The organism is Planobispora longispora (assembly GCF_016863135.1).
Classification (GTDB): Bacteria; Actinomycetota; Actinomycetes; order Streptosporangiales; family Streptosporangiaceae; genus Planobispora; species Planobispora longispora.
The window spans coordinates 16566-29264 of sequence record NZ_BOOH01000038.1 but is presented as its reverse complement, the minus strand read 5'-3'; the positions used below and the strand labels follow the sequence as shown (position 1 = coordinate 29264).

Genomic DNA, 12699 nt, shown 5'->3' with positions numbered 1-12699 from the left:
TCGGCGACCTGGAACTGGACGCCGCGGCCTTGCTCTCCTACATCGAGGAAGTCCGGCGGCGCGCGGGCGCAGCTTCACACGCGACCGCGTCGACGTGTTCTTCGTCGCGGCGGTCGACGAGGGCAGGGAACTGACCGGGATGAAGGTCTGTGACGCGGACCGGAAGTCGGCGGTCCAGATCGCGCAGGAGCTACGAGACCGGAAGTCGGACGGTGGTACGCAACTGGAGTTCGCCCTGTTCACCGACCCAGCGGGAAACCTCATGGGCCTCATGGCCGGTATGGAGGAATGAGATGTTCCGCCACTGTCTGGCCGTGCTGACGATAGCCGCGTCCGCCGGCGGGACGATCACAATTCCCCCTGGGCCGTCGCCTCAGACCGGTCCGCCCGCAGCGGCGGCGACCGCCCATCGCCTCACGGTCCCGGCGCAGGGCCCGCCCGCCAGAGGCCGATCCTGCGGCAGGGCGCGAGCGGATCCGAGGTGCTCGCGCTGCAACGGCGGCTGACCGGGCTCGGTTACTGGATCCGCCGGGCGGAGGGCAAGGTGCGGCCCGCTCACCACTGCTGGTCCTGAACGGCCGGGTGGAGCGGGTGTTCAACACCTCCACCGGCAGCGGGCGGACCTACACGGTGGGAGGCGTGGTCAGGCGCGCCGTCACCCTGCGCGGCACCTACACGGTCTTCCGCCAGGTCAACGGCTGGGATCGGGGACCGCTGGGCTCCCTGTACCGGCCGAGGTACTTCAACGGCGGCATCGCCGTCCACGGTTACGGGGCGGTTCCGCCGTACCCGGCCTCGCACGGGTGCGTCAGGGTGAGCGTGAGTGCCATGGACTGGATCTGGTCGAGCTCCTGGCTGAAGATCGGCCACACCGTGGTCATCCGCTGACGGACGATAGTGACTATGCGCCCGGTCCCGCGCAGGGCCGGGTGAGCTGACCGTAGGGCGTTCTACGCTCCGTTCCGGCTGTGCCGTGCGGTTGCCGGAGAGGGACACCGGGCGGACGGTGTACAACATTGCCTATGGCAGCACGTCATTCGGAACAGGTCAATGGTGAGGACCTGACCGCGGTCATCTCCGGGGTTCTGACCGGATCTCGGCTTCTGGTGGCCGTCGCCGCACGTTCCCTGAGTGCGGTGGAGGACAAGGTCACGCTGGCGCAGTTCCGGATGCTGGTGGTCCTGTCCGGTCATGGGGAGACCACGCTGGTGGCCATGGCCGAGGCGCTCAACGTCAACTCCTCCACGGCCATGCGCATGGCCGACCGCCTCGCCGCGGCCGGGATGATCACACGGGAGGTCAACCCCCGCAACCGGCGCGAGAACCTCATGCGCCTGACCCCGCAGGGGCGGCGCATCGTCGAGGAGGTCACCGTGCGCCGCCGCGATGAGATCGCCGCGATCGTCGCGCGCATGTCGGCTGAGCAGCGCCGGGCGCTGATCTCGGCGATGACCGCCTTCAGCGAGGCGGGTGGAGAGCCTCCGGTAGACGTCAGTCACCCGCTCGGCTGGCCGGAGGCGTAACGGCCTCTGGTCGCATTCCCCTGACGGGCTCAGGCCTCGCCGAAATCGGCGATCGCCTGCTCGATCGTGGCGGACCATCCGAACGCCGCGCTGTCGGCACCGGTGACGATCACTCGGCCGCCGGAGTCACGTGCGTGTCGGTCGGCGGCCTCCAAGATGGCCCAGCCGGATGGATCGATTGTGCTGAGCCCTCGAGCGTCCACGATCACAGCCGGTGGGAAGCGCGCGGCCAGTGTCTTGGCCAGCAACACATGGAGCATCGGGGCGGTCGTTCCGGTCAGTCGACCGGTCAGGTGGAGGACGGTCAGGTCGTCGTAGGGCTGGACGTCTACGTGTAGGCCGGTGGAGCCATGGTCCTCGCTCATACCAGGAGCCGCGAGGAGGGGGCGGGGGGAGGGGTCCCGGTCATGTGGCGGCTCTCCAGGTCGGCATACGAGAACGGAAGCCGACCAGTCTTCCCGGCGCACCTTCAAGAAGCCTAACAGATTCTTGCCCTGTGCAATGAAATGGCTGTTCCAGCACTGGAGCGCCCACAAGCTGTGACCAGCTCCTTACCCACCCATATCGGTAACCGAGTTCAATCGATCGCAACCGGCGATGCCCCTGGCGTGCGTCAGGATGCGCCCCGCCGCGCTCCTGCCACGGTACGGCGCGGTGCGCCGGGAAGACTGGTCGGCAGTGCGAAGTGATCTGACCGGGTGGAGAGCGTTGTTGACCGTGTTCGCCTGCGTGCTGCTGTCCAGCCTGGCCCGCCGCCGACCCTGTCGGCGGCGGGTCGCCGTAACCTCACCCGCGAACCCGATGAAGGTCGTCATCCCGGATTCACCGGTGAGCCGAGCACCGGGCGGGTCTGGCTCCGGTCCAGCTGAGAACGCATCGAAAGCGTCCGTGATCCGGCGTCCCGACCGCCCAGGGCTGGCGATCACCTTGCGGCGGGGCTCGCCGGCTTCGAGCGGAGACGACGACTGGGCCGGAAGTCCCCGGTATCAGTGCCTTTCGGCCCCGGCGGTGAGCTCGGCATAGGGGTCGGATAGAGACAGCGGCAGAGGAGGACGACATGACGGCGCATGTGGTGGTAGGGACGGACGGCTCGCCTCCCGCGACAGCCGCGGTCGAGTGGGCCGCCGACGCCGTACGGCGCGGCTGCGCCCTGAGGATTGTGCACGTGTGCGAGCCGTGGTCCTACGACATCCCGTTGCACACACCGCCGGGCTTTCGCGACTCGGCGACCGAGTACTGCCGCGGCGTCATCGATGCGGCAGCGGCGCGGGCACGTGAGCGCGCGCCGGGAACCGAGATCGGCACCCTGCTGGAGGCCGGCCGGGTGGGCGAGGTCCTGCGGCGTGAGGCCGAGGACGCCGAACAGGTCGTGGTCGGCAGCCGTGGGCTCGGTGGCTTCAGCGGCCTGCTGCTCGGTTCGCTCTCTCTGGATCTGGCCGGTCATGTGGCGACGCCCGTCGTGGTCGTCAGGAACGTGCCGGAACACCCGCGGGGCCGGATCGTGGTCGGGTTCGACGGTTCCGACCACGCCACTGTGGCGCTGCGATATGCCTTCGCCGAGGCGGTGCGCCGCCAGGCCCGCCTGCGGGTGATTCACGCCTGGCGGATGCCCCCCGTCGGACCGGGCGCCATGGCGCCCACCCCGCTGGTGGAGGACATCGCCGCCGCCGAGCGGAAGACCGCCGAGCAGCAGCTGGCCCCGTGGCGGGAGAGACATCCCCAGGTGGAGGTGGATCACGTGGTGCTCTGCGGGCACCCGGTCCGGGCCATCTGCGAGGTGTCCCGGGAAGCAGATCTGGCCGTCGTCGGGTCCAGGGGGCGGGGTGCGTTCGGCTCCGCCGTGCTGGGCTCGGTCAGTCATGGAGTGCTGCATCACGTCCACTGCCCAGTCGCGGTGGTACGCGCGCCGGGAGAAGCCTGATTGTCGATGGGAGGGGCCATGATGAAACCCGTCACGGCCGATGAGGCCCGGCCGCTTTCGTCGGGGGAGCGGCTCAGGATGCGTATCGAGCACGAGGTGGACACTCGCTCCGTCGGTTTCGGGGTATGGCTGCTGCGCCTGACCCGGGGCCGAGCCGCCCGTCTGCGGCGCGGGCAGGCCCTGATCCTCACCACCCGGGGCCGCAGGACGGGCCGGGAGCGTACGGTGCCGCTGCAGTTCTTCCCGGACGGCGACGACCTGATCGTCGTGGCGGCCAACAGCGGGCTTGCCGCGCCTCCCGGGTGGTACTTCAATCTCACGGCCACTCCGCACGCGCGGGTGGAGGTGTCCGGCCGGACCTGTCAGGTGCAGGCGCGGGAGCTGTCGGCTCGCGAGGCGGACGCCTTCTGGCCACGCGTGCTGGGCATCGCTCCCGACTACGCCCGGTATGCCAGGCGGCTGGGCCGCAGGCCTGCGCTGATCCGCCTCACCCCTGAGAAGACGTCGTGAGGCCGGCCACCGGGAGAACATGATGACCGAGGTGACGATCTGTACGCCGTATGGGCAGATGCCCGCTTATGTGGCCGTACCGTCCGGTGCGGGGCCGTGGCCCGGGGTGGTGGTGATCCACGACTTCACCGGGATGAGCCGTGACCTGCGCCACCAGGCCGATTGGCTGGCGGGGGAGGGGTATCTGGCGCCGGCACCGGACCTGTACTACTGGGGGAGCAGGCTGTCGTGCCTGCGCACCATCATGCGGGATCTCGGAGCCCGACGGGGTCGGACCTTCGACGACATCGACGCCGCGCGCGCCTGGCTGGCCGGACGGGACGACTGCACCGGGCGGATCGGTGTGATCGGTTTCTGCATGGGCGGCGGGTACGCGTTGCTGCTGGCGCCGGGGCACGGGTTCGCGGCGTCGAGTGTGAACTACGGCGGCTGTCCTGAGGAGGCCGAGCGCATCTTGCGCGGGGCCTGCCCGATCGTGGGTAGTTTCGGCGGCCGGGACCGCTCGCCGATGGGCCGCTCAGCGGCGGTCCGGCTGGAGCGCATCCTCACCGATCTGGGCGTGGACCATGATGTGAAGGTCTATCCGGAGGCGGGGCACGGGTTCATGAACGACCATGACCCGGCCGATATGACCCTCCTGCTGGTGTTGCTGTCGAAAGTCTCGGGCACTCGTTACCACGAGCCGTCGACGCGCGAGGCTCGCCGTCGCATCATCACCTTCTTCGACCGCCACCTCAAACAACCCCGACGTTATTAATCTACAACGTAAAGCCATCGATCTATGTAACCAAACACGCCCAGTCAAAAGACAACAACGACGGAGAAAGCGCAGCTCAAGCTGACCATTTCCTACTTGATATACGACGTTGCCGACCCATGACAGGGCAAGGCCGCGGCGGGCGTGTTCAGCTCGGCCTCGATTCAGTCGTGAAGCCGGCATCCGGAAAACACGATGAGCGGGGTGATCACAAGGTCTTACGACAGGGAAGCCTCAGCAACGGCCGATCCCCTGCGGAGGGTGTGATGACGGATAGATCGAGTCAGCGGAAAACGCTCCTCATCGGCTGGCTGTATGCGCTGAAACGGTGGATGTACCGCAGCGGTCGGCCCGGCCAGCTGGCGTGGGCGATGAATCGGCTGGATGTCGTGCTGTTCTCACGTGGGCTGCTCTCCCTCCGTCGGGCGGTCACCCTTGAGGTGCGCGGTCGCTCCAGCGGCAGGGTGATCACGGTGCCGGTGGTGGTGGCCGACTACGAGGGTCAGGAGTACCTGGTATCGATGCTCGGCAAGGACGCCAACTGGGTCCGTAACGTCCGCGCCGCCGGCGGCCGGGCGGTTCTGCGCCGTGGGCGGCGCCGACCGGTCATGCTCCAGGAGGTCGAGACTGGTGCACGTGCCTCGATCCTGCGCCGCTATCTCGCCTTGGCGCCTGGGGCTCGGCCGCACCTGCCGGTCGCTCCCGATGGCCCGCTGGAAGAGTTCGCGGCGATCGCCGCCCTTTATCCCGTGTTCCGGATCGCGCCCATCCATGCGCCTGAAGGTCGCGTCCCGGCGCGGTAGCTATTGGCCGGAAGGGGCGGGCAGCGGTGAGGGCCCGGGGTACAGGGCACTGGCTTTGGGGAGCAGCGAGGTCCGCCGGCTCAACTCCGGCTGGTGGGTCTTTCAGGCATGCCTCGTCGATGACCCGACGGGCAGGCCTCGCCGATGAATGCTTGACACGTGCTGACGTCACCGTCGAGCTCGATCTCCGGGTGCGCGCGGTGGAAGTCGCGCATCAGGCCCGAGGGCGCGACGCGCGAGCTGATCACGTCGACGCGCGGCGGACGGCCTCCTGGAACTGCCCGGCCTCTGCGACGGCGACGAACGTGCGCACAGCATCGAGATCCACAACAGCCGACCTTAGAGCACAACTCATAGTTGTGCACTGCGATGTATCCGGTTGTTTGACCTGCCTACCATCTGCAGGTTTTGCTTTCCCGGGTCAACTGACGGTTGTTCACCGGAGATGGCGGGGTGCGCGTTGGGAAGGTCGCTGGGGCGGCGGTTCGGGTGGTTGTGGGCCGCGTACGCGGTCAGCGCGTTCGGTACATGGCTCGCGTTCGACGCGTTCGCCCTGGTCGCGATTCTCGCTCTGGACGCGGGGCCCGCCGAAGTGTCGGTGCTGGCCGCCGCGGGGCTCGCGGTCGGTGCGGTGGTCGCGGTACCGCTCGGGCCGTGGGTGGAGTTCCGGCGCAAACGGCCGGTGATGATCGCGATGGACCTGGTGCGGTTCGCGGCGCTGATGAGCGTTCCCGCCACCTACCTGCTCGGCTGGCTGAGCTTCGCCCAGCTCCTGGTCGTGGCGGTGGTCGTCGGCGCGGCCGACATCGCCTTCACCGCTGCGAGCGGGGCATGCCTGAAGGCGCTCGTCCGCTCCGAGGACCTGCTCGTCGCCAACGGGCGATTCGAGGCCACGACCTGGACCGCCACCGCGCTCGGGCCGCCGCTCGGTACCGCCGCAATCGGGCTGGTGGGCCCGGTGGCGAGCGTGGCGGCCAACGCGGTCAGCTTCCTGCTGTCGGCCGCGGGGATCGGCGCCATCGGCGGGCGGGGGCCACATCCCACGCGAGCCGCCGCACCGGCCCGGCCCGGGGCCGGCGGCCTGCTGGAGGGGTGGCGCCACATCCTGGCCAGTCCGGCGCTGCGCCCGTTGTTCTTCAACACCGTCCTGGTCAACGGCCTGATCATGGCGGCCTCGCCGTTGCTCGCCGTCCTCATGCTCGGCGAGCTCGGGTTCGCACCCTGGCAATACGGCCTCGCCTTCGGCGTCCCCTGCATCGGCGGCCTCATCGGCTCGCGACTGGCCCGCCCGCTCCTGGCACGGTTGGGACAGCACACGGTCATGCTCACCGCCGGGACGCTGCGCGCGTGCTGGCCACTCGGATTGGCCTTCGTCGGGCCCGGCCCCACGGGGCTCTTCCTCGTCATCGCCGTCGAGTTCGGACTGATCACCTGCATGAGCGTGTTCAACCCGGTATTCGCCACTTACCGGCTCCAACAGCTCCCGCCGGACCGCATCGTCCGCACGCTGACCGCCTGGTCGATCACCAGTAAGACCACCATCGCGGCCATGACCGGCGCATGGGGCCTGCTGGCCCACCTCACCAGTCCTCGCACCGCGATCGCGATCGCCGGTCTCCTTCTCCTGGCGACCCCGCTCCTCCTGCCAAGGTCATCGCCGATGTTCCCGCCAGGGGCGGCACCGTCGCCTATGTCCGGGTCGGCTTCACGGGCCCACATCCTCCAAACCGCCGAGTTGCATACCCTCCTGCGCGCTGATCTGCAGTGATTCAGTGCGCGGAGACGGGAGAACGGATCGTTTTCGGCGGTGATGCAAGCGGCGGCATCGTCGCCGAGGCGTCCGTACTGACCAAGAGTGGCCAGGTTGCGGTGGCGGTTCTTGGCTAGCCTGCACTCGACGGCGGTGTCCTCAACGACAGGCCGACCGCCACCCGAGCGACCTACCCCCTCGGCAGGGCACCGCGCTGAGCGCGTCCCACCCTGGCCCGGTACTGGGCGCGGATCACCGATCGCCTGCTTCCAACGCCGCTACTCGGGTAGCGCGCAGCTCGCGCAGGTCCGGGATGTGGTTGTAGAGCGTGCCCGGGCTGCGGCCAGGCCCTCGCGGGTGCCGGCGACGATGAGCTTGCGGATGAACTCGGCCAGCGCGGCGAAGACAGCGCCGAGGCCCGGCTGCAACGCGACATCGCCGCCGGCGCACTGCGCACCGAGCCGGTGCGCGAGACGGTCCGCGAAATCGTCACCGAGAACACCATCGTCGTGCGGCGCGCCAAGCCCGATCCGGTCATCCCGACGGACGTTCGCCAGTGGGTGGAGGTGCTCGACCTCCCGACGTCGGTAGCGAGGCTCGGTGTCCGTTCCGGACGAAGGCTGTCAGTGATGAGTACAACGAGCTGGGGATCGGCAGGGTGGAACAGGCACGACGGCAGGATCTTGTTCGGGCTTAGTTTGCCGTTTCGGTGGGTGGGGGCGCGAGCACCATCGGCCATAGTCCGGAGGTGATCGCGTCATCGGGCGTGTGGCCCGGGTCCGCGGTGAACACCAGGGTCTCGGGAGCCGCTTGTGCGTACACCCGCCGGTCCACCACAGCCTCGGCACGCAGCACCAGGAGCGCGTCCGGGTCGATGGCCGAGCGGCTGGGGAACGCCGCGACCCCCACACCGACCTTGTGCAGTCCAATCGGGTACACCGCGACGTCGACCACCAGGCGGGTGCCCTCAAGGACACGCTCGGCCCAGCCGTCGGTTTGCGGCAGGTACAACCCGCCCTCCCACTCATGGCAGTACATGCCCAGCCGGTCCAGGGCGCGCTCGCCGGGTAGGCCGTCGCGGTCAACGACGAGTGCCACGACGGGAACGTCCGGGTCACCGGGGCCGATGCCGGAACAAAGGTGGAGCTGGACCACGAACGACCTCCTGCGGTGGGAGCGCGGGGCGCCAGTAGATAACAGCCCGGTGCCGGGAGCGCGAAAGCCGCCAGGTTGGCAGGGTGCATCCGGATATGGCGGCCGCGCTGGCAGCCTACTTCCGGTGTTGCGCGCCCGGTTGTTGTCAGTGATCATGCGCCCGGTTGTTGTCAGTAGGCACCTGCCCTTCGCCGTCACTGGACGGGGCACGGGATCTCCTCTTCGGTTCGGTAAGGAGTCGCAGAACCCGGTACGGACGGCGTTCTGAGGGCGAGATCAGCTCCAGGCCCGTTGGTCGGCCGGTTTCGCGCGCCCTCAGGCAGGTGTTCAGCGGGGACACATTCCTCTTACCTCCTGCGGGCAATTCATGACGGTTGCGTATCACTGCCGGTATGCCGGATGTGGCGGGTTGCTGACTGGGATGTGCCGACGGTCGGGGCCGGGGTGAAGCTTCAGGGGGTGCCGGGTCCGTGGGTGTAACGGTGTTCCTGACGGACTGGGAACTGCACGCTGAGGAGTATGTGGAGTTCGCCGGCCCGACGATCACGGCATCGCGGTCAAGGTACTGGAGGGCATCGCGGCCGGCGAGCACACCGAGCGCTCCCTGATCCTGTACCTGGCCCTGGCCCTGTCGGAGGACCGGCGCCGCGACATCGTCCGCAAGACCCTCGCCGACGCCAAGGATTCATAGGCCACCTGGCAGGCACCCGGATCGGAACAGCGAGAGGCGGTAAGCCGCGTCCCGACGCCTCGCTGACGCCACTGACCGTTCCACTGCTGCTCAGCCCCCGCATCGCGGAGGCGGTTGATCAGCTCGCGCAGCGCCGGCACGTCCTTCCTTCGGCGTCGGCACGCCTGCGGGCATCGTCGAGGAAGTCGAGGTCCTGCTGGTTCACCTTGCCGCCGTGGTGGTAGGCGTTGAACGCGGCGAAGTCGAGCGGCTTGGAGAGCTGCGTCATCTGCCGGAACATCTGGAGCACCCCTTCTGGGGTGGTCTGCTCTGCGGCTGCCTGACCGGTGGGTCCGAACACGCTGAGCTGCTGGATCTCGCGCATGCTGTTCACGCCGAGCTGCCACTCATCATTCGACGCGTCCAACTCATCGAGGGACTGGTAGTCGAGAAGTCCCCACGCGAGGATTGGTGCGAGAACGGCGACACCGATCGCCGTCTCGGACTCGGCTCCGATTGCCGCGGCACGAATACCGCCGCCGGAGTACACGGCGGCGAACGCGTCCGCGAGCTTCGGGGCGCTGTCATCGATGAAGAACCCGGCCGGGCCGAGGTGCTTGAACGCGTAGTCCGCCTGACTGAGCAGCTCGGCGTCGACGGAGGGGTCGATGGGCAGGTTCGCTGCGGCGACCTCGTGGATCAGAGCGCCGGTGTTGCCCATGACGACCTGCTCCTCGGGAAGGCCGGACTCCCGGATGAACCACGGACGGACCCCGATACCGATGGCGGCGAGGATGACGCCGGTGTTCGTGCCGCAGAAAGCGCGGCCGATCTCCTTCACCAGCCTCAGGCCTGCCTCGGCGTGAAGGGAAGCAGCGTCGAGGGTGACGATGAGGAAGTCGAACTTCTGGCCCGCCAGCTCGGTCGGGTCGGTGATGACGTCGTAGCCGGAGAAGCGGTCGAGGGTGTTGGTCTCGTAGGAGAACATCGCCTGCGGGCGGCAGAGCTGTTCCTGTCGGTGTGGTCGGACGAGGAAGGTCACCTTCGCGCCTGCACGGGTGAGGTCGTAAGCGGTGTTGACTCCGACGGAACCGGCGCCCACGATGCCAATCGCAGGGGCGGTGCTGTCAGTCATTGATCGTTGCTTTCTGTGAGGTGAGAAGGTCGGGTTGCGTGCGCGATCGGCGTCCGGGTCAGAGCGCTTGGCGGATCGTTTCGGCCAGCGTGATCGGGGCACGACCGATCAGGCGGACGAGCGCGTCGGAGTCGGTCTCCATCTCGCCCTTGCTGATGGAGATGTCACCGGCGGCGCCGAACTCGATCAGCATGGGGTGGACCCCGGCTGCCTCGAGCTCCGCAGTGAGCTCCTCGGCGGTGACATCGCGGTGCTTGATCGTCTTGCCGGTGACAGCGGAGATCTCGTGCGCGAGCTCGGCAAGGGTGAACGACGGGTTGCCGCCAAACTCGTAGGTCTTGGACTCGGTGTCCTCGGAGAGGAGTACGGCGGCAGTGGCGGCGGCGAAGTCGGCCCGGGCTGCGCCGGAGATTCGGCCTTCGCCGGTCGCGCTGACGACTTCGCCGTTGGTGAGGTAGTCGGGGAGCCGGTAGGTGTAGACCTCGTGGTACCAGGCGTTGCGGAAGATCACGTACGGGATCCCGCTCGCGGCGACGAGCTGCTCGGTCTTCCAGTGCTCGGGTGCGAGCGGATGCGAGCTCCAGTCGGCGTTCACGATCGAGGTGTACGCGATGCGACCGACCTGCACCTGCACGGCTGCGTCGGTCACGTTCCGGTGCGCCGTGCTCGCCCCCGGCCCCGAGATGGAAATCAGCAGGAGCTGATCCACCCCCTGCAGTGCCGTCGGCCAGGCGGCCGGTTCGTTGTAGTCGGCCTGGCGTACGACGACGCCTCGCTCGGCGAGGTCGGTCACCTTGGCGGGGTTGCGGACGATGGCGACGATCTGGTCGGCGGGCGTGCCGGCCGTGAGGAGCTCGTCGATAGTGAGGCGTCCGAGCTGGCCGGAGGCTCCGGTGATGGCGATGGTCATGAGAGTTCTGCCTTTCGGTGGTGGCGTGAGCGTGAGTGTGTCGTGGAAAGGTGAATGGTCAGTGGACCGCGACGGGAGCCGGTGCCTCGTCGGCTGCCCCGGTCGGGTCGCCGGCGTTTCGCACCAGCAGTGCGCTGATGAGGGCGGCGCCGAGTAGAACGATGGCGGCGACGGCGAAGGTGAGGTGGTAGCCGTTCACGGCCGCCTCGTTGGCGAGGTCGTCGGTGCCCGCGTGGTCGCTGAGATAGCCGGCGACCGCGCTGCCGTAGATGCTGCTGAGCACGGCGGTCCCGATCGAGCCGCCGACCTGCTGGGCCATGTTGACTGCGGCCGAGGCGGCGCCGGCGTCCTCGGTGGCGACACCGAGGGTGCCGGTCGAGAGCGCGGCCGGGTACACCAGGCCGACGCCGAGACCGATCACGGCCGGCGCGGGGAGCACCACGGCGGCGTACGCGGAGTCCACGGCGAGGGTCTGCAGGATCAGCAGGCCGCCGGCAGCGATCACGGTGCCGCTGACCGCCATCAGTCGGGGGCCGACCCGGGGGCGCAGGAGCCCGGTGAGCAGATTCGCCCCGATGATGATCCCCAGCGGCAACGGCAGGAACGCGAACCCGGTCTGGAGGGCCGAGAAGCCCAGCGTGACCTGCAGGTAGTAGGTCAGGAAGGGGAACAGACCGAAGAGACCGAAGTTGATCAGGGTCAGCACCAGCAACGATCCGCCGCGGTCACGGTGCAGCAAGATGTGCAGCGGCAGCAGCGGGTGAGACGTACGCCTCTGCACCAGCACGAACAGCGCCACCAGCACCACGCCGACCAGCAGCGATCCCACCGTGAGGGCGTCGGTCCAGCCCGCGGTCTCGACCCGGGCGACCCCGTAGGCGAGGGCCACCAACCCGACCGTGACCGTGACGGCTCCGAGCACGTCCAGGCGGGGCCGCGCGGTCGGTGCCTCATTCGGCACGAGCACGGCGGCACCGGCGAAGGCGATGGCAGCGAAGGCGACGTTGACGAACATGCACCAGTTCCACGACAGGTACTCGGTCAGCACGCCTCCGAAGAGCAGGCCGAGGGCGCCACCCGAGGCCGCCACGGCGCTGAACACACCGAACGCCTTCGCGCGCTCCTTGGCGTCGGTGAACGTGATGGAGATGAGTGAGAGCGCAGCCGGCGCCAACAACGCACCGAACACGCCCTGCCCGGCCCGCGCGGCGATCAGTAGCCCGAGCGAGGAAGCAAGCCCACCCAGCACGGAGGCGCCTGCGAACCCGACCAGGCCGATCAGGAAGGCCCGCTTCTGACCGAACAGGTCAGCAACCCGGCCACCGATCAGCAGCAGGCTGCCGAACGCCAGCGCGTACGCGGTCACGGCCCACTGACGGTCGTGATCACCGAACCCCAGATCGGCCTGGGCCGCGGGCAGCGCGATGTTCACGATCGTGCCGTCCAGCACCACCATCAGCTGCGCGGTCACGATGAAGACCAGCGCAAGCCACTTGCGCCGGATGGCTGGCTGGGCGCTGTGATCTGCTGGCTTGGGCGGCATAGGAAAGGCTCCCGACAACGAC

The 12699-nt window shown here is 68.6% G+C and carries 13 protein-coding genes; 8 read left to right on the top strand and 5 right to left on the bottom strand.

Translation table 11 applies throughout. The features are described from left to right. Positions 1–94: 94 nt before the first annotated feature. The 3 genes from Plo01_RS23105 to Plo01_RS23095 all read left to right on the top strand — a co-directional run bounded on the left by Plo01_RS23105 (position 95) and on the right by Plo01_RS23095 (position 1523). Positions 95–292 carry a hypothetical protein gene (locus tag Plo01_RS23105; protein ID WP_203892763.1) on the top strand — a complete coding sequence of 66 codons (198 nt, stop codon included), beginning with the start codon at positions 95–97 and terminating at the stop codon, positions 290–292. A gap of 299 nt (positions 293–591) precedes the next feature. Then, complete coding sequence (locus Plo01_RS23100; protein ID WP_239316876.1) at positions 592–888, top strand: L,D-transpeptidase; 297 nt, start codon at positions 592–594, stop codon at positions 886–888. Between the two features lie 134 nt (positions 889–1022). Then, positions 1023–1523 carry a MarR family winged helix-turn-helix transcriptional regulator gene (locus Plo01_RS23095; protein WP_203892762.1) on the top strand — a complete coding sequence of 167 codons (501 nt, stop codon included), beginning with the start codon at positions 1023–1025 and terminating at the stop codon, positions 1521–1523. A 29-nt stretch (positions 1524–1552) separates the two neighbouring features. On the opposite strand, the gene Plo01_RS23090 is transcribed toward Plo01_RS23095, so the two are convergent. Then, positions 1553–1888, bottom strand: a complete 336-nt coding sequence (locus Plo01_RS23090; protein ID WP_203892761.1) for an STAS domain-containing protein — start codon at positions 1886–1888, stop codon at positions 1553–1555. Positions 1889–2580: 692 nt separating this feature from the next. Here Plo01_RS23090 and Plo01_RS23085 point away from each other — a divergent pair. The 5 genes from Plo01_RS23085 to Plo01_RS23065 all read left to right on the top strand — a co-directional run bounded on the left by Plo01_RS23085 (position 2581) and on the right by Plo01_RS23065 (position 7282). Next, positions 2581–3444, top strand: a complete 864-nt coding sequence (locus Plo01_RS23085; protein WP_203892760.1) for a universal stress protein — start codon at positions 2581–2583, stop codon at positions 3442–3444. A 78-nt stretch (positions 3445–3522) separates the two neighbouring features. Beyond that, entirely contained in the window at positions 3523–3954 is a 432-nt protein-coding gene (locus Plo01_RS23080; RefSeq protein ID WP_203892759.1) for a nitroreductase family deazaflavin-dependent oxidoreductase, read from the top strand. 22 nt (positions 3955–3976) lie between these two features. Next, positions 3977–4711: a dienelactone hydrolase family protein gene (locus tag Plo01_RS23075; RefSeq protein WP_203892758.1), complete on the top strand. Its 735-nt coding sequence runs from the start codon at positions 3977–3979 to the stop codon at positions 4709–4711. 266 nt (positions 4712–4977) lie between these two features. Continuing rightward, positions 4978–5514, top strand: coding sequence for a nitroreductase/quinone reductase family protein (locus tag Plo01_RS23070; RefSeq protein WP_203892757.1), 537 nt, complete (start codon positions 4978–4980; stop codon positions 5512–5514). Positions 5515–5974: 460 nt separating this feature from the next. Then, a complete protein-coding gene (locus Plo01_RS23065; protein WP_239316874.1) occupies positions 5975–7282 on the top strand; it encodes an MFS transporter in 1308 nt (435 codons plus the stop codon). Positions 7283–7957: 675 nt separating this feature from the next. Here Plo01_RS23065 and Plo01_RS23060 read toward each other — a convergent pair. The 4 genes from Plo01_RS23060 to Plo01_RS23045 all read right to left on the bottom strand — a co-directional run bounded on the left by Plo01_RS23060 (position 7958) and on the right by Plo01_RS23045 (position 12677). After that, positions 7958–8419: a hypothetical protein gene (locus Plo01_RS23060; protein ID WP_203892755.1), complete on the bottom strand. Its 462-nt coding sequence runs from the start codon at positions 8417–8419 to the stop codon at positions 7958–7960. 809 nt (positions 8420–9228) lie between these two features. After that, positions 9229–10224: a ketopantoate reductase family protein gene (locus Plo01_RS23055; protein WP_203892754.1), complete on the bottom strand. Its 996-nt coding sequence runs from the start codon at positions 10222–10224 to the stop codon at positions 9229–9231. A 58-nt stretch (positions 10225–10282) separates the two neighbouring features. Further along, positions 10283–11134: an SDR family oxidoreductase gene (locus Plo01_RS23050; protein WP_203892753.1), complete on the bottom strand. Its 852-nt coding sequence runs from the start codon at positions 11132–11134 to the stop codon at positions 10283–10285. Between the two features lie 58 nt (positions 11135–11192). After that, positions 11193–12677: an MFS transporter gene (locus tag Plo01_RS23045; protein WP_203892752.1), complete on the bottom strand. Its 1485-nt coding sequence runs from the start codon at positions 12675–12677 to the stop codon at positions 11193–11195. Between the last annotated feature and the right edge of the window lie 22 nt (positions 12678–12699).

What these genes read in the sequence shown, in the direction of transcription:
- Plo01_RS23050 (WP_203892753.1), bottom strand. Translation starts at nt 11,134, where the DNA reads ATGACCATCGCCATCACCGGAGCCTCCGGCCAGCTCGGACGCCTCACT.
- Plo01_RS23045 (WP_203892752.1), bottom strand. Translation starts at nt 12,677, where the DNA reads ATGCCGCCCAAGCCAGCAGATCACAGCGCCCAGCCAGCCATCCGGCGC.
- Plo01_RS23080 (WP_203892759.1), top strand. Translation starts at nt 3,523, where the DNA reads ATGCGTATCGAGCACGAGGTGGACACTCGCTCCGTCGGTTTCGGGGTA.
- Plo01_RS23070 (WP_203892757.1), top strand. Translation starts at nt 4,978, where the DNA reads ATGACGGATAGATCGAGTCAGCGGAAAACGCTCCTCATCGGCTGGCTG.
- Plo01_RS23095 (WP_203892762.1), top strand. Translation starts at nt 1,023, where the DNA reads ATGGCAGCACGTCATTCGGAACAGGTCAATGGTGAGGACCTGACCGCG.
- Plo01_RS23085 (WP_203892760.1), top strand. Translation starts at nt 2,581, where the DNA reads ATGACGGCGCATGTGGTGGTAGGGACGGACGGCTCGCCTCCCGCGACA.
- Plo01_RS23090 (WP_203892761.1), bottom strand. Translation starts at nt 1,888, where the DNA reads ATGAGCGAGGACCATGGCTCCACCGGCCTACACGTAGACGTCCAGCCC.
- Plo01_RS23075 (WP_203892758.1), top strand. Translation starts at nt 3,977, where the DNA reads ATGACCGAGGTGACGATCTGTACGCCGTATGGGCAGATGCCCGCTTAT.
- Plo01_RS23055 (WP_203892754.1), bottom strand. Translation starts at nt 10,224, where the DNA reads ATGACTGACAGCACCGCCCCTGCGATTGGCATCGTGGGCGCCGGTTCC.